This is a genomic window from Sulfitobacter sp. S223, from assembly GCF_025143825.1.
GTDB lineage: Bacteria > Pseudomonadota > Alphaproteobacteria > Rhodobacterales > Rhodobacteraceae > Sulfitobacter.
Window position 1 is genome coordinate 854,973 of the sequence record NZ_CP083560.1, and the last position, 22,204, is coordinate 877,176.

Below are 22,204 nucleotides of genomic sequence, written 5' to 3' on the forward strand. Positions count from 1 at the left end.
AGGTATGGCCATCTTTCGGAGCACCTGCGCAGATACGCGGCCTCCGCCACATTTTCCCTATCAGACTGGAGACAACACATGGCCGAAGTTAAGGCAGGCGACACTGTACATTTGCACTATACTGGTACGCTACTGGATGGGACGACTTTTGACAGCTCGGAAGGGCGCGACCCTTTGCAGTTTACTGTGGGTTCCGGCCAGATCATCCCGGGTCTGGACGTAGCGATCCCCGGCATGCAGGTGGGTGACAAGAAAGTAGTCAGCATCGGTGCGGATGATGCTTACGGTCAGGTGAACCCTGACATGCGTCAGGCTGTGCCGCGCGAAGGCATCCCGGCGGAAATTCCACTGGAAGTCGGCCTGCAGCTGCAGATGCAAACACCGGACGGTCAGGCTATGCCGGTGACTGTGGTTGAAGTGGATGAGGCGACAGTTACGCTGGACGCAAATCATCCGCTGGCAGGCAAAGATTTGCAGTTTGATATCGAACTGGTGAAAATCGACGCCGTTTGAGGAATTGGCCGGGTAGGGGGCGCTGCCCCCGCCCGTGCCGAAGGCACAGGCCCCCCGGGATATTTTCAGCCAAAAGAAATAGGATGCCGTCCAGAGTTCTGGGCGGCATTTTTTTCTTACGGGCGCCGTAGCAGGATTGGGAACCAGTCCTCTCGGAGAGTCTGGCCTTGCGTCATGTTGTGACCCGGAAATGGCGGCGAAGTAGGCCCGGGGCGTTGTGTGTAGCGTGCATCATCGCCAAGCAAGCGTAGCGAAAATGCGCGGCGGCGGCTTTGCGAAGAGTTGCCGCGGGCGCCATGCAGTATTCCATAGTTGAAGGCGACAGCATCACCGGGCGCCATGTGCCATTCGCGGATGTCCATATCTTCGGCATCCGGGTCTGGAACCGGCATATAGGGGGCCGGATCGAAGAAAGGTTCATTCTTGGCCCAGCGGGTGGGAAGAACGGGTTTTTCCCACATATGTGAGCCTGCCACGCAGCGCAGTGTTGCATCTGTCACAGGATCGAGCGGGGACCAGAAGCTGACGGTTTGGCGTCCTTCGACAAAGTAGTAGGGACCGTCCTGATGCCACGGCGTTGCCATGGAGGTCCCCGGTTCTTTGACCAGAACATGATCATGAAAGAGTTGCACGCTGTTGGAGCCCATCAAGTCGGCTGCCACCTCGGCTGCCGCTGAGGTCTGGATCACTTCTTGGAATTCGGGGATGCGCTGCCAGTTGCAATAGTCGTCGAAAAAACGGCCGGTCTCACCTGCTTTGTCGTTATTGGAGGCGTAGGGGCCGGGTTTTGCGATGTTGCGTTCGACCCCTGCGCGCAGGGTCTCAACGTGATCTGCAAATAATCCGCGGATGATCACGACGCCATCCCGTTGATAGGTGTCGATGCAGTTTTGCGTCACCAACGGGTGGGGCATCAGGCTTTTTTGCGCAGGCGGATCACGACGTCCACGCTTGCGATCTCGGCACCTTCTGGCGCGTCCGGCAGCTGCGCGATCACCAGTTGGTCGGAAGGAGCATCAGTCAGGCGTGCTTCGTCTTCCCAAAAGAAGTGCGGATGATCGTGTGTGTTCGTGTCAAAATAGCTACGAGAACCGTCTACGGTTACTTCTTGCAGCAGGCCCGCATCGCAGAAGGCACGCAACGTGTTGTAAACCGTCGCAAGCGAGACGCTGTCCGCACCATCTTTGGCGGCTTCAAAAAGGCTCTCTGCTGTTACATGGCGGTGCTGGCCATCGCCGACCAGAAGAGACGCCAGTGTCAAACGCTGGCGCGTCGGGCGCAACCCTGCGGTCGCAAGCCATTTGGTTCCGGTTTCCAGATGGGTATCAGACATGTCGGACCTCTTTGCGGACTACCATCTAATATAGGGGGCGATGGCTCTGATTTTCAATTGCAAATGCAGCGATAGATGGCGGGAGTGCCGGGTTCGGCGCGAAAACAGCAGCTTTGGGACTGGTCATGTGTCTAATGGGACGCGGTGCGCCCTTGCAGCTTGGCTGGGCAGAGTGTTACTTGGGCCCCATTACAAAGATGCGCAGGAGAGCAACCCGATGGCAGATTACCCCACCAGCTTTGACAAAGAAGACCTGCTGAAATGCGCACGTGGCGAATTGTTCGGCCCCGGCAATGCGCAATTGCCGGCACCTCCCATGTTGATGATGGACCGTATTACCGAAGTTTCGGCGGATGGCGGTGCACATGGCAAGGGCCACATCGTGGCCGAGTTCGATATCAATCCGGATTTGTGGTTCTTTGAGTGCCATTTTCCTGGCAATCCGATCATGCCCGGCTGTCTTGGCCTTGACGGTTTGTGGCAGTTGACGGGGTTCAACCTTGGCTGGCGCGGCTGGCTCGGGCGTGGCTATGCGCTGGGCGTAGGCGAGGTGAAGCTCACCGGTATGGTCCGCCCTGATCGCAAAATGCTGACCTACAAAATCGACTTCACCAAAGCAATCCAGACGCGCCGCCTCACCATGGGTGTTGCTGACGGCATCGTCGAGGCAGACGGCGAAGTCATTTATCAGGTCAAGGACATGAAGGTCGCTTTGTCAGAAAGCTGATATGAAAATGCCCTGCTCCGGTCCGGTATGCCATTAAGGCAACGGGACTGGGCAGGGCACATTCTAGGGCAAAACGCGCTTTAGGCTGATTGCATGTCCTGCGCTTTGCCATCGTGGGTGCCGTTTACAGCTGCATCGGCCAAGACGTATGCAACGTCTGCGCGGCGCGCTTGCGCAGATTTATCCACGTCAGACCCCAACTTGATGCTGTCCGATCGGTCTCCGTCCGTCAGCGCAACCGGGCGCAGGATGGAGTAGGTCATCCCGGACGCCTTCAAATGTTCATCGGCGGCGTGCTTTGCCTCAAGGTAATGGGCAAGATCACCTTTGGGGTTTGAATTGTCTGCCCCGACAGAGCTGAGCATGACAAAGCGTTTTACGCCCGACTTTGCTGCGATATCGATCAAGCGTTTTGCGCCTTCACGGTCCACTTTATCTGTCATCTCTGGCCCTGTGCTTCCACCCGAGCCTGCCGCAAACACGACGACATCCGCATCCGCACATACATCACCGTCTAGATCGGTCAAATCGCCGACCCGCGTGGTAACGCCCTCTGGAAGGACGCTGGTATCAGAGCTTTCGCGCACAAGTGCCAAGGGAGTTTGGCCCATCTCCTTGATCTGCGCAACAAGCTGGCTTCCGGTTTTGCCGGTTGAACCGGCGACAAGTACATTCATAGCCATGGTGTTATTCTCCTATAGGATTCGAGGGCGCACATAATCAACGTGCGCCCTTATTCTTCTGAACTTTCCGCTGCTTATGACGGCAGGAACACTGCCTTGGCGTTCACAAACTCTTTCATGCCGAAACCGCCATGTTCACGGCCATAGCCAGAATCCTTGACGCCACCAAAGGGCATGTTTGGATCTGCCGCGCCGAAAGAGTTGATGCGGATCATGCCTGTGTCGAAATGAACCCGTGCAAGTTCAATCGCGCGCTCTTCGTTTTGCGAGAAGATCCCGCCGCCCAGACCGTAGCGACTATCGTTTGCAATGCGCATGGCGTCTTCATCGTCTTTGGCACGAATTACCGCTGCAACCGGCCCGAAGATTTCGTCATCATATGCAGGCATGCCGGGGGTCACATCGCCCAGAACTGTCGCGGGGTAATAGGCACCGGTACGGTCAGGTACTTCGCCACCACAGAGCACTTTGGCACCGTTGGCTACACTTTTTTCGACCTGATCACGGACGGTTTCAAGCTGTTCCGTGCTCGATAGTGGTCCCAGTTTCGTTTCATCATCCATTGGGTCGCCCATCGGAATCTTTGACATTTGTGCAACGTAGGCTTCGATGAATGCGTCATATACTTTGTCCGCCACAATAAAGCGTTTAGCTGACACACAGGTCTGACCGTTATTGTATAGACGGCCCATGACCGAGAATTTAACCGCTGTTTCGATATCAGCGTCCTCAAGCACAAGGTAGGCGTCGTTGGAACCCAGCTCCAGCACAGTCTTTTTTAATGCTTCGGCAGCTTTGGCGCCGATGTGGCGGCCAGCACCGTCAGATCCTGTCATGGTTACGCCGCGCACCTTTTTGTAGCCAATGAGAGTGTCGCTTACATCGTGGTTGATAACGATGACTTTAAAGATGTTTTCCGGCAGACCTGCTTCGATGCACAGTTCACGCAGGCGCAGACCGCTGCCTGTGCAGATTTCTGCGTGTTTCAGGACGCAGCCATTGCCCGCCATCAGGTTCGCAGCAAGCACGCGTACGGGCTGATAAAGTGGGAAGTTCCAAGGCTGGATTGAATAGATCACCCCAACGGGCTGATAAGTGACGATGCCACGCTTCTTGCCGCCAGCGTGTGTGCGCTCTTCGTCCTTCAACGCTTCGGGACCATTTTCTGCTGTGTATTCAAAGATGCGCGCGCAAAGTTCGACCTCTGTCAGGCCGTCTTTGTAGAGTTTGCCGACCTCTTGGGTCATCAATTTTGCAAGCTCCTCTTTGCTGTCGCGCAGTTTCTGCGCAATGGCTTTCAGGTGCGTACCGCGTTCTTGGTGACTTAGCAGACGCCAATCCTCAAAAGCGGAGTGACAGGCATCCACGGCGGCGATGGCTTCTGCCTCGCTCATCTGGGTGTAATGGGCGATGGGTTCGGCGGTAGCGGGATTCATTGTGGTGAACTTGGACATTTCGGATTCCTTTTCTTGTTGTCGGGTCAACACGCGGTAAGGCGGGTAAGTTCCGACTGGTCCCCACAGGCGCCAACGCGCTACCCGCTTGCACCTGCGCGCCACGCTGGCCTAAGAAGGGGCGAGGAATAAATCAGGGAGTGCTGCATATGCGCCGCGTCGTCGTCACAGGTTTGGGGATTGTTTCGTCCATCGGGAACAATGCCACCGAGGTCAAAGCATCGCTCAAGGCCGGTACAAGTGGTATCGTCGCTTCGCCCGAAATGGCAGAGCACGGGTTCCGCAGCCGTATCGCCGGAACGCTCAAGATCGATCCGGCAGAGCATATCGATAAGCGCACCTACCGCTTCATGGGGCCTGGTGCTGCCTATGCCTATCTGGCGATGGGGCAAGCCATCGAGGATTCAGGTCTGTCCGATGATATCATCTCGAACCCGCGCACCGGTCTGGTGGCTGGTTCCGGTGGGCCATCCACATCGGCCATGCTGACAGCGCACGAGGTTGTGAAAACCACGGGTGCGACAAAGCGTATCGGACCATTTGCTGTCCCGAAATGCATGAGCTCGACAGTTAGTGCGAACCTGTCTACCGCCTATAAGATCAAAGGCATCAACTACTCCATTACCTCGGCGTGTTCGACATCACTGCATTGCATCGGCAACGCGGCAGAGCAGATCATGATGGGCAAACAGGACGTGATGTTCGCCGGAGGTGGTGAAGAGCTGGACTGGACGCTTTCGTGTTTGTTTGACGCCATGGGCGCCATGAGCAGCAAGTATAACGATACACCTGAACTGGCCTCGCGCGCGTTCGATCAGGATCGCGACGGCTTTGTGATCTCTGGTGGGGGCGGCATGGTCGTGCTTGAAGACCTTGAGCACGCGCTGGCACGTGGCGCCAAGATCTATGCCGAAGTAACAGGATATGCGGCGACTTCTGATGGTCACGATATGGTTGCGCCTTCAGGAGAAGGCGGCGAGCGCGCGATGCGCCTTGCACTGCAATCGCTGCCAGAAGGCCGCAAGGTAAGCTATATCAACGCACATGGCACCTCCACGCCTGTAGGCGATGTGGGTGAGATCGAGGCCGTGCGCCGTGTCTTTGGCCAAGGCAGCACACCACCTGTCAGCTCAACCAAATCAATGACAGGTCACGCGCAGGGCGCGGCCGGCGCGTTGGAGGCGATCTTCTGCCTGCTGATGCTGGAAGATGACTTCATTACCCCGTCGATCAACGTGCAAACGCTGGACGAGCGGCTGGACCCTGCGGAGATTGCGCTGGAACGGGTTGATGACGCCGGGCTTGATTCCGTTATGACCAACTCTTTCGGATTTGGCGGCACCAACGGATCAATGATCCTTTCAAAGTATAACGGTTAAGGATCAAGGTTATGAGTGGATTGCTGAGCGGTAAGCGCGGATTGATCATGGGCGTCGCGAATGAACGTTCGATCGCATGGGGTATCGCGAAAGCGATGGCCGGGGCGGGGGCCGAGCTGGCTTTCACCTATCAGGGTGAAGCATTCGGTACGCGCCTGCGGCCATTGGCCGAGAGTGTCGGCTCTGACTTCATGGTTGATGTAGATGTCACCGATGACGCCTCTCTTGATGCGGCTTTTGACCAGCTTGGTGCGCGCTGGCCAACGATTGATTTCGTGGTCCATGCGATCGCATTTTCAGACAAGTCCGAGCTGACGGGACGTTTTCTGAACACCAGCCGTGCCAACTTTAAGCACTCCATGGATATCTCTGCTTTCAGCTTCATTGAAGTGGCGCGGCGCGCGCATCCTTTGATGGTTGAGAATGGCGGCACGCTGCTTACGCTGACCTATCAGGGCTCCAACAAGGTTGTGCCGAACTATAATGTGATGGGCGTTGCCAAAGCGGCATTGGAAAGTGCTACGCGCTACCTTGCCAACGATCTGGGGCCAGAAGGTATCCGGGTGAACGCAATTTCTCCCGGACCGATGAAAACGCTGGCTGGTGCCGCGATTGGCGGCGCGCGCAAGACGTACAAACACACCGACATGAACGCCCCGATGCGCGCGAACGCGACGTTGGAGGCCGTAGGCGGAACTGCGGTGTATCTGGCGTCTGACGCGGGTGCTTGCACCACGGGCGAAATCATCCATGTTGATGGCGGTTATCATGTTCTTGGGATGCCACAGGCCGAAAACCTTTAACTGTTGGCTGACGCATTGTCTCGCCTGAAAAGGCGGGGCTCTGCCCCATCCTTGGCCCAAGGGCCAAGGATTCCCCGGGATATATATTGCCAAAAGAAATTGGCAGATTAGCCTGAATCAGCTGATATCGAGCGGTGGCAGTGATTTGACCACGTCGTCGACGGCTTTCATTTGGGCAAGGAACGGTTCGAGTCTGTCCAGCGGAAGAGCGCTGGGCCCATCGCAAAGTGCCTCATCCGGGTTCGGGTGTGCTTCGAGGAATAGGCCGGCAAGGCCGACGCCAAGACCTGCGCGGCCAAGCTCGGCAACCTGCGCGCGGCGGCCTCCGGAAGCCGCACCGCCCGGGTCGCGCATCTGCAAAGCATGGGTGACATCAAAGATGATCGGAGCATCGTTCGAGACATCGCGCATCGTTCGCAGGCCCAGCATATCAACCACCAGATTGTCATAACCGAAACAGGCGCCGCGTTCGCACAGCATGATTTGGTCGTTGCCGCATTCGTGCAGTTTTTCGACGATGTTCTTCATTTGCGGTGGACTGATGAACTGTGGCTTCTTCACGTTGATCACCGCGCCCGTCGCGGCAACTGCGGCGATCAGATCGGTCTGGCGCGCAAGAAACGCAGGCACTTGCAGGATGTCGCAGACCTCGGCCACGGGGGCGCATTGGGCCTCGGTGTGGATGTCGGTGATCACAGGAACGCCAAAGGTCGCTTTGATTTCTTCGAAGATTTTAAGGCCTTCCTCCATACCCGGGCCGCGATAGCTGTGGATCGATGAACGGTTGGCTTTATCAAAGGAAGCTTTGAAGACGTAAGGGATGCCGAGCTTTGTGGTCACTTCAACGTAGGCTTCCGCGACTTGCATCGCCAGATCGCGGCTTTCTAGAACATTCATGCCGCCGATAAGGGCCATAGGTAGGTCATTGCCAAATGTAACATTTGCGACGTTGATATGAGTCATGGGGCGTATCCTTGGAAGAGTTTCATCTTATCTAAGTGGCGGCGTCTGCCAAAGCCAGACTTTCATCCCCCCGTGGGGGATGGCGGGACCTTGGGGCTTCCACGGCAGGCCGGTGGCTTTTGCCAATGCGGGTTCGCTGGTCACCAGCGCTACGCGCCAGCCTTTGAAACGTGTGAGCAGTGTTTGGCCCAGCGTTCCGTAAAGCGGGTAGAGCAGTTTTTTGTTGCCAATGCGGGCACCGTAGGGTGGGTTGACGATTACCAGCCCCTTCGGTCCTTGCGGGGGTGTCAGCTCTCCTGCCGGGTGGTTGGTGAAATGCGTGAGGTGGTCCACTCCTGCGCGGGTTGCGTTGGCCTGCGCCATGCGTATCGCTCCGGCGTCACGGTCAGATCCGTAGAAATGTGCTTTCGGTGTGGTTGGTGTGACGTCTTTCATCTTTTCAAAGATCGCCGCATCGAAGTTGGCTAATTGTTCGAACGCGAAGTTGCGGCTGCGGCCTGGAAGCAAACCGGCCGCGATCTCTGCGGCTTCGATCACGAAGGTGCCTGAACCGCACATTGGATCGACGACGGGTTCGTTCCCCGTGTAGCCCGCTTGCCGCAGCATCAACGCGGCGAGAGTTTCGCGCATCGGCGCTTTGCCCACTGCCTCTTTGTGGCCGCGCTTGTGCAGGCTTTCGCCCGAGGTATCGATGCTGAAAAGCACATTGTTATCGTCTATGCGGACTTTCAGGACCAGCGTCGCTTCCGGGTCCAGCGTCAAACCATGGGTGTCTTGCAGTGCCGTCTCAACCCGCTGGGTCGCGGCGCCTGCATGATAAATCTTGGAGGCTTTTGTCGTGACCTGCACGCGCAGGGGGACATCGCGGCGCAGCAGGTCACCAAAAGGAAATTTACGGCATCGTTTGTCCAACTGCGCCAGATGAAAGGCCAAGAATCCGCCGATCCGTGCCAAGACGCGCGTGGCGCCGCGCAGACACAGGTTGGCCCGCCAAACGTCAGGCCAGCCGCCCTGAAAAGTCACGCCGCCCGGCACTGCGACAGCACCGGTAAAGCCGCATTCAAGTGCTTCGTCGCACAGCATCTGCTCCAGTCCGGGGACGGTTGCGAGAAAGATTTCGAAGGTTTGGGGTTCATTCATAGATACGGGTCTAGTGCGTGGCGGGGCGGGCTGCACGTGGTTTTTGGAAACGTTGCCAAAATATAGCCGTGATTTGGGCTTAAGGCAGCAGGATGACATTTGCACAAACATACCGCGAAGAGCGGATGGTCAACCGCCGCTCACGGGCGCGCAAGGCACGTATCGCGGGGCGGATCATCGGATTTGGACTGTCTGCCTGTTTGATCTTGGCGTTGAGGACTGATCCGCAACTGCGCTCTATGGTGGATGATCTGGTACTCACGGTGATCGGCGCGAGTGATGAGCAGCGCGCTGCGGCTGCATTAAGCGGTTCGCAAGCTGCTGAAAGTGATGCGATCGGCAGCGAAGAGGCACGGACGCAGGAAAGTTCGGGTATCATGCGCATTCCTGCGACAACGCCAGCCGCCGACGAACATTCAGTTAGTAGCGGTGTTAAGATCAACCGCGGCATATCGGAATGAACGGCTAGGCCGGCTATATCCGGAATTTTGCCGGTATCCGTTAAGTCCATCCGGTTTCGTCGCGACGCGCCGAAAACCTGAGGACTTGTGCCGCCTTCGGTCTAGAACCACTGCCCAGGCTCCATCAATCCTAAATCCAGCAACTGCCGCGAGTGCCACTCAAACGGTGCCGAGTTGTGCCAAGTGAATGTATTGATGTCGTATCTGCTGCCCGGATTGGTCTTTAGCGCCTTTGCTGTGCGGAAAGAGCAGATCGTGGCGGTGATGTTGTGGTGCCATGGGCAGGCGAATGTGTTGTATTCTTCATCTGAAAAAGTGTGATCATCGCGCAGCTTGAGCCCTGGTTTGGCGCGGAAGATGCCGATGCGGTCAATCTTTCTGCGCGCGGGGGGCACGTGTTCTTCAAAGCGCCAGCGCAGCCCGCCGAAAAAGTCCAGCTGCCGCTCTTTCGGGTGGGAGTGGTTGGCGGCATCGGGTCGCGCAAGCGCGTAGTAGCCTGAGCGGTCCAGATGCGCACGCTCCAACGATACTGCGTGGGGATATGACTCAAGGTCATCGGCATAAAGGTCGATGATATAGGTGAGCATTGCATCGCGCCGTTCTTCGTTGTGAAAGGCAAGCATCTCTGTGATGGCGCGCGTCTCGCAGAACGGAAAGAACAGGTATTCGGCGTTGTAGCAGTAGAAAATCCACTGGCTCGGCGCGGCTTCGATGATCGCGTTTATGGCGTCTTCTGTCGCCCCGTCACGTGAGCAGTCATAGTCGACGCGGTGTACTGTTTCTTGCAAATCGCGAGGCAAGTCGAATTGGGCAGGCATCAGGGCCAGAACGTGCGTGAAACCTAGCTGGATATGATGTCGTAGGGTTGTATCGACCTCGATATCATCCTCAACCAACACAACCGCAAGCGGCCCTTTTGCAATGGCCGTGCTTTTTGCCGCGATAAGTTGATCAAGCGAGGTATAGCGCATCAGGTCCTGCATCATTGGGTTTTGGCGTAGAATCGGTTAAATCGCCGTGCATTGCAAGATGCTGCTGCCGCTGATAGTCCGCGCATCAACCCCTCACGCATAATAACCGCCAGGTCCATCCCATGTCTGATACGAAAACCGACGCTCCGAAAAAGCTCTTTATCAAGACCTATGGCTGTCAGATGAACGTCTATGACAGCGAACGGATGGCCGAGAGCCTTGAAGGGTATGTGCAGACAGACACTGCTGAAGACGCGGATATGATCCTGCTGAATACCTGCCATATCCGCGAAAAGGCGGCCGAAAAAGTGTATTCGGAACTGGGCCGGATGAAGCCTTTGAAAGACTTGAAGCCCGATCTTAAGATCGGGGTGACGGGATGTGTTGCGCAGGCCGAGGGGGCCGAGATCATGCGCCGCCAGCCTGCTGTGGATTTGGTTGTCGGTCCTCAATCCTATCACCGGCTGCCACAGATGGAGGCACGCGTGCGCGCAGGCCATACCGCGCTGGATACCGATTTCCCCGAAGAGGATAAGTTTGAACACCTCAAGGGGCGTACCAAAACGTTGCGCGCTCCGGCGGCTTTTTTGACCGTTCAGGAAGGCTGCGACAAATTCTGCGCCTTCTGTGTGGTGCCCTATACCCGCGGTGCCGAAGTATCGCGCCCTGCTGACCGCGTCTTGCGTGAAGCGCAAGAGCTGGTCGAACGGGGCGTTCGGGAGGTCACCTTGCTGGGCCAGAACGTCAACGCTTACCACGGCGGTATGACCTTGGCGCAACTGATCCGTGCGCTGGGCCAAATCGACGGGTTGGAGCGTATCCGCTATACCACCTCTCACCCCAACGACATGGATGATGATCTGATTGCCGCCCACGCGGACACGCCAAAGTTGATGCCTTATCTGCACCTTCCTGTGCAGTCCGGTTCTGACCGCATCTTGAAGCGGATGAACCGCAGTCACACCGCCGAAAGCTATCTGCGTTTGATTGAGCGGATCAGGGATGTGCGTCCCGATATCATGATGTCCGGCGACTTCATTGTAGGGTTCCCCGAAGAGACCGAGGCTGATTTCCAGGCAACGATGGATCTGGTAGAAGAGGTGGGCTACGGCTACGCTTATAGCTTCAAATATTCGACACGCCCCGGCACACCAGCAGCCGCGCGCCCGCAAGTTGACCCGGCTGAGGCCGACGAGCGCCTGCAACGTCTGCAAGCGCTCATCACGCGGCAGCAGCGTGCCATTCAAGAAAGCATGGTCGGCCGTGATGTGTCGGTTCTTGTTGAAAAGGCGGGGCGCAATTCTGGTCAGATGTTGGGTAAGTCCGAATATCTGCACTCGGTGCATATCGATGATGCAACGGCGCAAATTGGCGATGTCGTGCGCGTTCGTATAACCCGCGCAATGACCAATTCGCTTACCGCCGTTGAAATCTAGGTCTCTTAGAGGCGGACTTTTTACCTGTTTATGCCGCTTGTCCAATTGGACGGGTGCCGTGAGATGCCCGCTTAAATAGCAGTTTGTCCTGATTTTTGCACTGACGCCGAGCGGTTTTTCCGGGGCAAGGCGCCCGACCGCGCGAATAGGGGGCTAAATAGCGATAATCCTGTCTCGACACACCATATCTGCCATATTGTCCTTTCCACGGTGGAAAGTTTTGCCTAACTTAACAAAATATGGAGGCAGTTGCGTGTGTGTTGTGTCATGTGCGGTAGGCCCTCAGGGGAACAGAAAAAGGAAAAGAGCTGTGGTAAACACACTTTTCAAAACCATTCGTATCGCCGCAGGTGCCGCTCTTGTTGCGACACTGGCGCTGCAGGGCGCAGCAGTGAACGCCCAAACGCAATCGCAATCCGGTCGTGATAAAGGCCAGTACATTCCCACCATCTGGGTTGATCCAGACGGGTGCGAGCACTGGGTGATGGATGACGGTGTTGAAGGATACATGAGCCCGCACACCAACCGTCAGGGTATTCCGGTTTGTCACCGTGGTAATGTCTGCGGTGTGATGCAAAGCGATCAGTTCTTTGCCACAAACAGCGCCCGTATTTCCAAAAGCGGTCAGACCCGCCTGCGGAATTTCTTTACGAAAAACGAGGCTGTGAGCTATATCATCACCGGCCACACCGACAGCCGCGCATCCGATGCATACAACATGCGCCTGTCGCTGAACCGTGCTAACTCGGTTGCGAAAGTGGCCCAGTCCGCAGGCGCACGTATTGCCGATGTTCGCGGCTACGGAGAGCGTATGCCGGCCGCGTCGAACGGTACGACCTCTGGCATGGCAAAGAACCGCCGCGTCGAAATCATTTGTATTCGTTGAGGGAATAAGCACATGAAACTCTTCAAAATCACTGCGCTTGTTGGTCTGGCGACGCTTGTTACGGCTTGCGAAGATCTGCAAATGACCGAAAACGGTCCCGACAAAACCTTTGACCGTGGGCTTGATAAAAAGCACCTGAGCCAGCTTGAAGCGGGCATCTGGGTTGACCCGAACGGGTGTGACCACTGGATCATCGACGACGGTGTCGAAGGCTATCTGTCCGCGCGGCTGGATAAATACGGTAAGCCTGTCTGTTCCGGCGTAGCAGACCCTACGTATACCGCAGGTGACTTCAAGAAGGGCGCCACCGGCCTCATTGGCGACCCGGTCTGACATTGACCTGTGCGACACGATCTCGAGGGGCTGTAGTGTTTAACACTACGGCCCCTTTTTCTTTGCACCCACTGGCAATACCTGTGGGCACGCCCTATCTCTCAGTTCCCAGCGCTTGAAAGGACTTGCTTTTGCCCCCATCCGATCTGCTTACGCCTGAGACCGGCCCGCCTGGTCCCGTGCTTGATTTTCCCGACAACCGGTTGCTCATCGACCTGTGTGGTCCTTTTGATCAGCATCTGGCAGCCATCGAGAAGGCGCTGGATGTCCAGATAGTGCGGCGCGGCAATTTTCTGACATTGCTGGGTGAGGCCGCATCAACTGAGCGTGCAGCGCAAGTTCTGCAAGCGCTTTACGCACGTCTTGAAGGCGGTCGTGGTGTTGAACCTGCGGACGTGGATATGATCCTGCGAATGGGGACTTCTGGTGAGGGAACCGGCGTACGCGACGGCGACCAGATCGAGATGCCGATCAGTCAAGCCATCGAAATCCAGACCCGCAAGAAGCGGGTTGAACCGCGGACAGAGGCGCAAAAAGCATACGTGCAGGCCTTGTTCGACAGCGAGATGGCCTTTGGCATTGGACCCGCAGGCACGGGCAAGACCTATCTTGCTGTGGCGGTGGGGGTGTCGATGTTTTTGTCAGGTAAGGTTGACAAGATCATCCTCAGCCGCCCCGCAGTAGAGGCGGGTGAGAGGCTGGGCTTTTTGCCAGGCACGCAGGATGAAAAGATCGATCCTTACATGCAGCCGCTTTACGATGCGCTGAATGATTTCCTGCCGGGCAAACAACTGGCCAAACTGCGCGAAGAAAAGACGATCGAGATCGCGCCGCTGGCATTCATGCGCGGGCGTACGCTGTCCAACGCATTCGTTGTACTGGACGAGGCGCAAAACGCTACCACGATGCAGATGAAGATGTTTTTGACGCGTCTCGGGCGTGGGTCGCGCATGGTGATCACTGGCGACCGCACCCAGATCGATTTGCCGCGCGGTCAGGCGTCTGGCCTTGCTGATGCGGAACGTTTGTTGCACAAGATTCCGAAAATCAGCTTCAACTATTTCACGTCTAAAGATGTGGTGCGCCATCCGTTAGTTGCGGCCATCATCGAGGCGTATGAAGTGGAAGCCGAACGCGCGCTGCACCCCGACGGATAGATCACTTTGGATACGCTTGATATTGTGATTGAGGCCCCCATTTGGGAGGCTGACCCGCTCACTGCGCTGGCAACAGCCGCAGTGCGCGCTGCTTTGCACCATGTGCACATTGACCCAGACGATTGTGAGGTCACCTTGCTAGCCTGTGATGACACGCGGATTGCCGAACTCAATGCCGAGTTTCGTGGCAAGCCGACTCCGACAAATGTGCTGAGCTGGCCCGCTCAATCGCTTGCTCCGCCCGCCGAAGGGCAGACGCCGCCAGCACCCGAAGCGGGCTTCGACGGGATGATCGAACTGGGCGATATAGCGCTGAGTTATGACACATGTGCGCGTGAAGCTGTCGAATCAGGCAAGCCTTTCGCAGACCACCTGACCCACCTAATTGTACACGGAGTGTTGCATTTGTTGGGCTATGACCACGAAACTGACGGCGATGCGGCGCTTATGGAAGGTTTAGAGGTCGAAATTCTTGGCAATCTTGGTCTGGATGACCCATATAATGCCGACGACAAGATCACAGGTGCCACAGTTGCGCCGTTTCCAAAGACAGGACCCAATGGGCGACACTGACGGACCATCTAACGCTGCGCAAAGCGCGCAGGAGCAATTCCCCTCCGAAGACATCAGCACTCAGGGCGATGCCGATAGCGGCAGAAGCGGCTTCTTTAGCCGCGTGATTGGTGCGCTTAGCCCCTCGGACACCGATGAAAGCAAGCAATCCTCTGCGCTGACAAGCGAACGGGGAGCGACCGGCATGGGAAATCTGCGCCGCATGCGCGTAGACGACGTGATGATACCGAAAGCGGATATCGTGGCGGTCAGCGTTACATCGACGATGGACGAGCTGGTTGCAGTTTTCAAGGATAGCGGCCTGACGCGTCTGCCGGTCTATGACGGCACGCTGGACACGCCCGTTGGCATGGCGCACCTCAAGGATCTGGCGCTACAGTTCGGCTTCAACGGAAAACCAAAGAATTTTGACCTGACAGAAATGCTGCGTCCGCTGGTATTTGTGCCTCCGTCGATGACGATCGGTGTGCTGCTCACAAAAATGCAAGCCGAACGCCGACATATGGCGCTGGTGATTGATGAATACGGCGGCGTTGATGGTCTGGTCACGATCGAAGACTTGATCGAGCAGGTGATCGGGCAGATCGAAGATGAACACGATGTCGAGGAAGGCGTTTATTGGTCCGAGGAAAAGCCGGGACAATACCTTGCGCTTGCCAAAACACCTTTGGCTGATTTCGAGAACGAAGTCGGCCTGTCGCTGACCGATCATGATGACGTAGACGAGGAGGAGATCGACACCTTGGGCGGTCTTGTCTTCATGTTGTCTGGTCGCGTGCCTGCGCGCGGAGAGGTCGTGGTACACCCCGATGGCCCCGAATTCGAGGTGATGGACGCAGATCCGCGCCGGATTAAACGGCTGCGTGTGCGGATGAACGGCGCACATTCAGGAGGGGCTCCCGCCTGATGCGGGCCCTTCCGCTCGTGATCCTGGGGGCTCTGGCGGCGTTGGGGCAGGCGCCCTTTGATCTTTCCCTTGTAATGCTCGCAGCCATGGGGGCTGCCGTTCACCTAAGCTATCCTGCGGCAAGCGCGCGCATGGCGGCTGTTTCTGGCTTTGCCTTTGGTTTCGGTTATTTCGCAGTTGCACTGCACTGGATCGTCTCGCCTTTCATGGTAGATGCCGCAAGGCACGGCTGGATGGCCCCGTTTGCTGTTGTCTTGATGGCAACTGGAGGGGCGCTTTTCTGGAGCCTTGCATTCTGGTCGGCGCGGCGGCTGTCTGCGGGGATTTGGGCGTTGATTCCCTGCTGGGCTGCTATCGAATTGCTGCGCGCCTATATCTTTACCGGATTTCCTTGGGCTGCCCCCTCACAGGCGATGGTAGGCAGCCTTTTGGGGCAGACCCTTGCATGGATCGGGCCGCACGGTTTGAACTTTGTGGTAATTGGTGCCGCTGTTGGTATCGCGGCGCTCGCGCGATGGTCGTGGTTGGGGCGTGTCGTCTATCTGGTGCCGCTGGGTCTTGTTGTCCTTCTTCCACCGCTGTCGCAGCCTGCATCGCTGTCGGATCAGATGCTGAGGCTGGTTCAGCCAAACGCACCACAACACCAAAAGTGGGATCCTGAAAAGATAGGTGTTTTTTATGAGCGCCAGTTGAGTTTTTCTGCGGCACCTGCGCAAGGCAAAGCGCCCGATGCGATCATTTGGCCTGAAACGGCCATTCCATGGAGCCTGAATCGCAGTCAGGTTATTTTAGAAGAAATCAGTTTTGCTGCTGGTGGTACGCCCGTCATCCTTGGTGCGCAACGCAGCGAAGGGCAACGATTTTTCAATGCGCTGGTGCTGCTGGGCCCTCAGGGGGAGGTGACCCAGATTTATGACAAGCATCATCTGGTCCCGTTTGGTGAATTTGTCCCTTTGGGCGAATTTGCGGCGCGCTTTGGTATTTACGGTATGGCCCCGCAGCACGGTGCTGGATTCAGCGCGGGACCGGGCGCACGGCTGATGGATCTCGGCCCTTTGGGCCGCGCTTTGCCGTTGATCTGCTATGAGGCTGTGTTTGCCCATGATGTGAATGCAGCACCAGAACGGCCGGACTTCATCATCCATGCCACCAATGACGCATGGTTCGGAAAATATGCTGGGCCTCAACAACATTTGGCGCAAACGCGCATGCGGGCCATTGAACAGGGGCTGCCGGTAGCGCGTGCGGCTAATACCGGTATTTCAGCTATGATTGATCCGCGTGGCCGCATATTGCAAAGCCTTGATCTGGGGGAGGCGGGCTTTATTGATGCACGCTTGCCTCTGCCGCTTGCCCCGACGCTTTATAGCAGGACGGGTGACACGCCTTGGGTCGTGCTGCTGGCGGTGTTGATAGGAGGCATGGTGCTGCGGCGTGTGGTTGTTAGACTTAAAAAGACCGAATAACGATTGACCCTTTAGGTCGCGCAGCTTACTTCTATCGCGTTGCACCACAACGGCTTCCTGACGTGGTGCTTTAATTTTAATGGAGCTCATTCATGTCCCGCAAATCATATATTTTTACTTCGGAATCTGTTTCCGAGGGCCATCCGGATAAAGTCTGTGACCGGATCAGCGATGCGGTATTGGACGCGTTCCTCGCCGAAGAACCCGAGGCACGTGTCGCGGCAGAGACTTTCGCTACGACCAATCGGGTTGTTATCGGCGGTGAGGTCGGGCTGTCTGACCGGGCCAAGCTGCATACCTATATGGGTCGTATCGATGAAATCGCGCGCGCCTGCATCAAGGATATTGGTTACGAGCAAGACAAGTTCCACCACGAGACTGTGGAGATCACCAACCTGCTGCATGAGCAATCCGCTCATATCGCGCAGGGCGTAGATTCATCTGCCGACAAAGATGAAGGCGCAGGCGATCAGGGTATTATGTTCGGCTACGCCACGGACGAAACCGAAGAGCTGATGCCGGCACCAGTGCATTATGCCCATGCGATTTTGCGCCGTCTGGCTGAGGTGCGCAAAGACGGCACAGAGCCTACACTGCGCCCTGACGCGAAATCCCAGCTTTCCGTGCGATATGAAGGGGGTAAGCCGGTCGGCGTAAGTTCAATCGTTCTGAGCACCCAACACGCACACGAAAACCAGACCAGCGCTGATATTCGTGAAATCGTCGAACCCTATATCCGTGAAGTTCTGCCCGAAGGCTGGATTACAGAAGCGACCGACTGGTGGGTGAACCCAACAGGCACATTCGTCATTGGCGGCCCGGACGGGGATGCCGGCCTGACAGGCCGCAAGATTATTGTGGATACCTATGGCGGTGCCGCACCTCATGGCGGCGGTGCATTTTCGGGGAAAGATCCAACAAAGGTGGACCGGTCTGCGGCATATGCTGCGCGCTATCTGGCCAAGAACGTTGTTGCGGCCGGGTTGGCGTCAAAATGCACCATCCAGCTGAGCTATGCCATCGGGGTGAGCAAGCCGCTTTCGATCTATTGTGATACCTTTGGTACCGGTGAGGTCGAGGCAGAAGCGATCGAGCGCGCAATAGCGGGCGTGATGGATCTTACTCCACGCGGCATCAGAAGCCATCTTGGGCTGAATAAACCGATCTACCAGCGTACTGCAGCTTACGGGCATTTTGGCCGCGCGCCAGAAGCTGATGGCGGTTTTAGCTGGGAACGGACTGATCTGGTTGACGCGATCAAGAAAGCGATTTGATCTAGGACGCCGCCCTAGTCGGGGCGGCGTCGAAATATGGACGGTGGCTTGACCGGTTTTGTCTCCGGCTTGCCAGGTCTTTCTGACGGAACCATTGCATTAATTCGCGATATCGGCAGCGTTTGCGGCCCGCGTGAAGACGGTATGCTGGGAGTGTGAGTGGTTTTGGCCGCGCCAATATCATCCAGATCGTCAAGAAACGACCAGAGCCTTCGGAGCGATCCCTCCATCCGTTCAACACGCTCTTGCGCGTCTTCCGGTTCAAGTTTGTCGATGTCGCGCAATGTGCGCATCTGGCGCATCATCCGGCTAACGATGGGTTTGATGTCGTGTGCGCATTTGCGTGAAAAGCTTTGTAGTGTTTCATCGTGCTTGCTGACCGATACCGCCATCCCGCGTGCAAGCTGTGACTTCTGAAGGGCTGAGATGACCGCACGGTTGAGGGTTTCGCCTGAAATCTCGTCTTTTGTCAGGTAGTCGCTGAACCCCAGTTTGAGTGCCCTGAGCGCGATGTTATTCTGTTCTGTTCCGGTAATCATGAGAGTTGCAGCAGTCCGATTAACGTGATCCGCGCGGATCAGCTCAACGCCATCCAGTCCGGTGCCGTCCGGCAGATGATAATCCAGCAGGATCATGTCAAAGCGATCTTTTTTCAGGATGATTCGCATTGCTTCAAGGCTGTCTGCCTCAGCGACATGAGTCGTAAAATCAAATTCGTGGCAGAGCCTTTTCAGGCGGGTACGATCAAATTTCTCGTCGTCCACAATAAGGATGCTGGCGAAGACAGGGGCGGTGGCAGCCTGTTGCAACGCTGTCGGCTTGATTGAGGTGGGGTGATGCATTGTGCGGCTCCTGCCTTGGAAGGTTTGTCCAGCATAAGCGACAGATCGTTAATGAAAGGTATCAATGGCGAGTATTGCAGCGCCGCGCCAACCCCGCTACATGCGCGGGCATGAGTACGCCAGTAAGACCCCGACGCAATTTCTATGGCCGCCTGAAGGGCCATAACCTCAAGGAATCCCAGAAGGGGTATCTTGATGAGGATCTTGCACCTCTTTCACCAGGTGCTGTGGATTGGGAAAGCAACCCCGAGCGCAACTTGTTGGACACGGGCGCGATGTTTGACGGTAAGCCAGTCTGGCTTGAGGTCGGATTTGGCGGCGGTGAGCATATGGTACATCAGGCGGCGCAGAACCCTGATACCGGTATCATTGGCTGCGAGCCGTATATTAACGGCGTTGCGATGCTGCTCGGCAAGATACGGCGCGCGGGTGTGGAGAATGTCAAAGTTCATCCAGGTGATGTGCGCGATATGTTCGACGTCCTGCCTGCGGAAAGCATCTCGAAGGCGTTTCTGTTGTATCCTGATCCATGGCCCAAGACGCGGCATCACCGCCGCCGGTTTGTCACGGAAGAGCACTTGGTACCACTGCACCGCGTCTTGAAGCCCGGTTCGATCTTTCGCGTAGCGACTGATATTGAGGATTATGTGCGCCAGACACTGCAGGAAGTTCCGCGCTTTGGCTTTGAATGGCTGGCCGAGGGACCTGAAGATTGGCGCAAACCTTGGGATGACTGGATTTCGACGCGCTATGAGCAAAAGGCGCTTCGCGAAGGGCGGGTGCCGCACTACCTGACGTTCCGGCGCGTGTGATGCTAAGGATGGCGTGAGGGGTTTCACCTCTCAAACTCCCCAGGATATTTTTGGCCAAAAGAAATAGGGTCGGCATGGACCTGCATTGACTGGCGGGCTAGAAGGTTCTGGAATGAAAGTGAGGGCGCTAACATGTCGGGCCATGGTGTTGCTATTCCAATGACGTCTACTGCCTGTGGGCCGCTACGCGGCACTGCGGATGTGCCGGGAGACAAGTCGATTTCCCATCGCTCGTTGATCCTTGGGGCGATGTGTGTCGGCGAGACGACGATCACCGGTCTGCTGGAAGGGCAGGACGTTCTTGATACTGCTGCGGCCATGCAGGCGTTCGGCGCGCAGGTGACGGATCACGGTGACGGCCGCTGGTCTGTTCAAGGTGTTGGTGTGGGCGGATTTGCCGAGCCGACCGGGGTGATTGATTGCGGCAATTCGGGCACCGGTGTGCGCCTTATTATGGGGGCAATGGCCACCCAGCCTATTACGGCGACCTTTTCCGGAGATGCGAGTCTGAACGGGCGTCCGATGGCGCGGGTCACTGACCCGTTGGCGCTGTTCGGATGTCAGGCTGTCGGGCGTGACGGAGGGCGCTTGCCGATGACATTGGTCGGCGCGCGGGAGCCTGTTCCCGTACGGTATGTTGTGCCAGTTCCTTCGGCTCAGGTTAAGTCGGCTGTGTTGCTGGCAGGGCTGAACGCGCCGGGCCAAACTGTGGTGATCGAGAAAGAGGCCACGCGTGACCATACAGAGCGGATGCTGGAAGGGTTTGGCGCGGAAATTTCTGTGCGCGAAACCGACGAAGGCCGTGAGATCACGTTGACCGGTCAGCCCGAGCTACGCGCCCAGCATATTGAAGTGCCGCGCGATCCAAGCTCGGCTGCGTTTCCTGTTTGTGCGGCGTTGATCGTGCCGGGTTCTGACGTTTTGGTTCCAGGGATCGGGTTGAACCCGACACGGGCCGGTCTTTTCACCACCCTGCGCGAGATGGGCGCTGATCTGGTCTATGAGAACGAGCGTATCGAGGGCGGAGAGCCTGTCGCAGACCTGCGCGCACGCTTCTCACCTGATATGCGGGGTATCGAAGTGCCACCAGCACGGGCAGCCAGTATGATTGACGAATACCCGGTTCTGAGTGTCGTGGCAGCCTATGCGACGGGACAGACAGTTATGCGCGGCGTGCGAGAGTTGCGCGTGAAAGAAAGTGACCGGATTGATGCGATGGCCAAGGGCTTGCGAGCGAATGGGATCGATGTTGAAGAAGGTGAAGACTGGTGGATTGTGACCGGTGCGGGCCACGGCAATGTCGCCGGCGGCGCGATTTGCGCCAGCCAACTGGATCACCGTATCGCAATGTCATTCCTGATCCTCGGGATGGCCTCTAATGCGCCGGTACAGGTGGATGACGGTGGACCAATCGCGACGTCCTTTCCGATATTCGAACCGCTGATGGCCTCTTTGGGGGCCGATGTGTGCCGCAATGGGTGACGGGTTTTCAGTAGCGATTGACGGACCGGCAGCAGCAGGCAAGGGTACAGTGTCCAAGGCAGTAGCTGCACATTTCGGTTTTGCGCATCTGGATACCGGTCTGTTGTACCGCGCAGTTGGTGCCAAGGTGCTGGCAGGCATGGACGCCATTGAAGCGGCGCAATCGCTTATGTCTGATGATCTGGATGATGATAGCTTGCGCACGCCTGCAGTGGCACAGGCGGCCAGCAAGGTTGCGGTGATCTCCGAAGTACGTGCGGCGTTGCTTGATTTTCAACGTAGTTTTGCTACGCGCGCAGGCGGTGCAGTGCTTGATGGGCGCGACATTGGAACGGTCATTTGCCCTGAAGCTGCTGTTAAGTTGTTTGTTACTGCCAGTGCAGAAGTGCGCGCGCAGCGCCGTTTTGCTGAGTTGTCGGCGAAAGGCATCACCGACAGCTACGAGACGGTGCTGGCGGATGTGAAATCCCGCGACGCGCGTGATATGGAGCGGGTCGAGGCACCTTTGCGCCCGGCGGATGGCGCGGTGGTGATCGATACGTCTGATTTGTCCATAGAGCAGGCAGTTGCGCAGGCGATTACGGTAATTCAGGAAAAGCGCGTTTAATC

Annotated in this window: 24 protein-coding genes and 1 riboswitch; of the genes, 16 read left to right on the forward strand and 8 right to left on the reverse strand. The window is 56.9% G+C overall.

Annotation, left to right across the window (positions count from 1 at the left end):
- The first annotated feature begins 78 nt into the window (after positions 1 to 78).
- On the forward strand, positions 79 to 513 hold the full coding sequence (locus K3757_RS04360) for a peptidylprolyl isomerase (protein ID WP_259999749.1): 435 nt from the start codon (positions 79 to 81) through the stop codon (positions 511 to 513).
- Positions 514 to 629: 116 nt separating this feature from the next.
- Here K3757_RS04360 and K3757_RS04365 read toward each other — a convergent pair whose 3' ends face one another.
- A complete protein-coding gene (locus K3757_RS04365) occupies positions 630 to 1,427 on the reverse strand; it encodes a phytanoyl-CoA dioxygenase family protein (protein ID WP_259999750.1) in 798 nt (265 codons plus the stop codon).
- On the reverse strand, positions 1,427 to 1,846 hold the full coding sequence (irrA, locus tag K3757_RS04370) for an iron response transcriptional regulator IrrA (RefSeq protein ID WP_259999751.1): 420 nt from the start codon (positions 1,844 to 1,846) through the stop codon (positions 1,427 to 1,429). The genes K3757_RS04365 and irrA overlap by 1 nt, the downstream gene beginning before the upstream one ends.
- A 217-nt stretch (positions 1,847 to 2,063) precedes the next feature.
- Here irrA and fabA point away from each other — a divergent pair, with 217 nt between their 5' ends.
- Positions 2,064 to 2,573 carry a bifunctional 3-hydroxydecanoyl-ACP dehydratase/trans-2-decenoyl-ACP isomerase gene (fabA, locus tag K3757_RS04375; RefSeq protein ID WP_259999752.1) on the forward strand — a complete coding sequence of 170 codons (510 nt, stop codon included), beginning with the start codon at positions 2,064 to 2,066 and terminating at the stop codon, positions 2,571 to 2,573.
- Positions 2,574 to 2,653: 80 nt separating this feature from the next.
- On the opposite strand, the gene K3757_RS04380 is transcribed toward fabA, so the two are convergent.
- On the reverse strand, positions 2,654 to 3,250 hold the full coding sequence (locus tag K3757_RS04380; protein WP_260001178.1) for an SDR family oxidoreductase: 597 nt from the start codon (positions 3,248 to 3,250) through the stop codon (positions 2,654 to 2,656).
- 80 nt (positions 3,251 to 3,330) lie between these two features.
- Complete coding sequence (locus K3757_RS04385) at positions 3,331 to 4,710, reverse strand: NAD-dependent succinate-semialdehyde dehydrogenase (protein WP_259999753.1); 1,380 nt, start codon at positions 4,708 to 4,710, stop codon at positions 3,331 to 3,333.
- A 149-nt stretch (positions 4,711 to 4,859) separates the two neighbouring features.
- Here K3757_RS04385 and fabB point away from each other — a divergent pair, with 149 nt between their 5' ends.
- On the forward strand, positions 4,860 to 6,089 hold the full coding sequence (gene fabB / locus K3757_RS04390) for a beta-ketoacyl-ACP synthase I (protein ID WP_259999754.1): 1,230 nt from the start codon (positions 4,860 to 4,862) through the stop codon (positions 6,087 to 6,089).
- Positions 6,090 to 6,100: 11 nt separating this feature from the next.
- Complete coding sequence (locus K3757_RS04395) at positions 6,101 to 6,892, forward strand: enoyl-ACP reductase (RefSeq protein ID WP_259999755.1); 792 nt, start codon at positions 6,101 to 6,103, stop codon at positions 6,890 to 6,892.
- Positions 6,893 to 7,009: 117 nt separating this feature from the next.
- Here K3757_RS04395 and kdsA read toward each other — a convergent pair whose 3' ends face one another.
- Together kdsA and K3757_RS04405 are read right to left on the reverse strand one after the other, a co-directional pair.
- Positions 7,010 to 7,855 carry a 3-deoxy-8-phosphooctulonate synthase gene (kdsA, locus tag K3757_RS04400; RefSeq protein WP_259999756.1) on the reverse strand — a complete coding sequence of 282 codons (846 nt, stop codon included), beginning with the start codon at positions 7,853 to 7,855 and terminating at the stop codon, positions 7,010 to 7,012.
- A 27-nt stretch (positions 7,856 to 7,882) separates the two neighbouring features.
- The gene (locus tag K3757_RS04405) at positions 7,883 to 8,995 is read right to left on the reverse strand and encodes a class I SAM-dependent RNA methyltransferase (RefSeq protein WP_259999757.1); all 1,113 of its coding nucleotides are present in this window, start codon (positions 8,993 to 8,995) and stop codon (positions 7,883 to 7,885) included.
- A gap of 92 nt (positions 8,996 to 9,087) precedes the next feature.
- Here K3757_RS04405 and K3757_RS04410 point away from each other — a divergent pair, with 92 nt between their 5' ends.
- Complete coding sequence (locus K3757_RS04410; protein WP_259999758.1) at positions 9,088 to 9,456, forward strand: hypothetical protein; 369 nt, start codon at positions 9,088 to 9,090, stop codon at positions 9,454 to 9,456.
- 101 nt (positions 9,457 to 9,557) lie between these two features.
- On the opposite strand, the gene K3757_RS04415 is transcribed toward K3757_RS04410, so the two are convergent.
- On the reverse strand, positions 9,558 to 10,427 hold the full coding sequence (locus tag K3757_RS04415; RefSeq protein ID WP_259999759.1) for a glycosyltransferase family 2 protein: 870 nt from the start codon (positions 10,425 to 10,427) through the stop codon (positions 9,558 to 9,560).
- A 122-nt stretch (positions 10,428 to 10,549) separates the two neighbouring features.
- Here K3757_RS04415 and miaB point away from each other — a divergent pair, with 122 nt between their 5' ends.
- The 8 genes from miaB (at position 10,550) to metK (ending at position 18,459) form a co-directional block, all read left to right on the forward strand.
- A complete protein-coding gene (gene miaB, locus K3757_RS04420) occupies positions 10,550 to 11,863 on the forward strand; it encodes a tRNA (N6-isopentenyl adenosine(37)-C2)-methylthiotransferase MiaB (RefSeq protein WP_259999760.1) in 1,314 nt (437 codons plus the stop codon).
- A gap of 310 nt (positions 11,864 to 12,173) precedes the next feature.
- Entirely contained in the window at positions 12,174 to 12,749 is a 576-nt protein-coding gene (locus K3757_RS04425) for an OmpA family protein (RefSeq protein WP_259999761.1), read from the forward strand.
- A gap of 12 nt (positions 12,750 to 12,761) precedes the next feature.
- Entirely contained in the window at positions 12,762 to 13,082 is a 321-nt protein-coding gene (locus tag K3757_RS04430; RefSeq protein ID WP_259999762.1) for a hypothetical protein, read from the forward strand.
- Between the two features lie 131 nt (positions 13,083 to 13,213).
- The gene (locus K3757_RS04435; protein ID WP_259999763.1) at positions 13,214 to 14,239 is read left to right on the forward strand and encodes a PhoH family protein; all 1,026 of its coding nucleotides are present in this window, start codon (positions 13,214 to 13,216) and stop codon (positions 14,237 to 14,239) included.
- A gap of 6 nt (positions 14,240 to 14,245) precedes the next feature.
- On the forward strand, positions 14,246 to 14,812 hold the full coding sequence (ybeY, locus tag K3757_RS04440; RefSeq protein ID WP_259999764.1) for an rRNA maturation RNase YbeY: 567 nt from the start codon (positions 14,246 to 14,248) through the stop codon (positions 14,810 to 14,812).
- Positions 14,799 to 15,719 carry a hemolysin family protein gene (locus K3757_RS04445; protein ID WP_259999765.1) on the forward strand — a complete coding sequence of 307 codons (921 nt, stop codon included), beginning with the start codon at positions 14,799 to 14,801 and terminating at the stop codon, positions 15,717 to 15,719. The genes ybeY and K3757_RS04445 overlap by 14 nt, the downstream gene beginning before the upstream one ends.
- Positions 15,719 to 17,185, forward strand: a complete 1,467-nt coding sequence (gene lnt / locus K3757_RS04450; RefSeq protein WP_259999766.1) for an apolipoprotein N-acyltransferase — start codon at positions 15,719 to 15,721, stop codon at positions 17,183 to 17,185. Before K3757_RS04445 ends, lnt begins: the two co-directional genes overlap by 1 nt.
- A gap of 38 nt (positions 17,186 to 17,223) precedes the next feature.
- Positions 17,224 to 17,272: riboswitch (SAM-SAH riboswitch) on the forward strand.
- Positions 17,273 to 17,277: 5 nt separating this feature from the next.
- Positions 17,278 to 18,459, forward strand: a complete 1,182-nt coding sequence (metK, locus tag K3757_RS04455; RefSeq protein ID WP_259999767.1) for a methionine adenosyltransferase — start codon at positions 17,278 to 17,280, stop codon at positions 18,457 to 18,459.
- 14 nt (positions 18,460 to 18,473) lie between these two features.
- Here the strand turns inward: metK and K3757_RS04460 are convergent, their stop codons facing one another.
- Positions 18,474 to 19,301, reverse strand: coding sequence for a response regulator (locus K3757_RS04460; protein ID WP_259999768.1), 828 nt, complete (start codon positions 19,299 to 19,301; stop codon positions 18,474 to 18,476).
- A 110-nt stretch (positions 19,302 to 19,411) separates the two neighbouring features.
- Between K3757_RS04460 and K3757_RS04465 the strand changes: the two genes are divergently transcribed.
- The 3 genes from K3757_RS04465 (at position 19,412) to cmk (ending at position 22,202) form a co-directional block, all read left to right on the forward strand.
- On the forward strand, positions 19,412 to 20,113 hold the full coding sequence (locus K3757_RS04465; RefSeq protein ID WP_259999769.1) for a tRNA (guanosine(46)-N(7))-methyltransferase TrmB: 702 nt from the start codon (positions 19,412 to 19,414) through the stop codon (positions 20,111 to 20,113).
- 132 nt (positions 20,114 to 20,245) lie between these two features.
- Positions 20,246 to 21,595 carry a 3-phosphoshikimate 1-carboxyvinyltransferase gene (gene aroA / locus K3757_RS04470; protein WP_259999770.1) on the forward strand — a complete coding sequence of 450 codons (1,350 nt, stop codon included), beginning with the start codon at positions 20,246 to 20,248 and terminating at the stop codon, positions 21,593 to 21,595.
- Positions 21,588 to 22,202, forward strand: coding sequence for a (d)CMP kinase (cmk, locus tag K3757_RS04475; protein ID WP_259999771.1), 615 nt, complete (start codon positions 21,588 to 21,590; stop codon positions 22,200 to 22,202). The genes aroA and cmk overlap by 8 nt, the downstream gene beginning before the upstream one ends.
- Positions 22,203 to 22,204 lie beyond the last annotated feature (2 nt).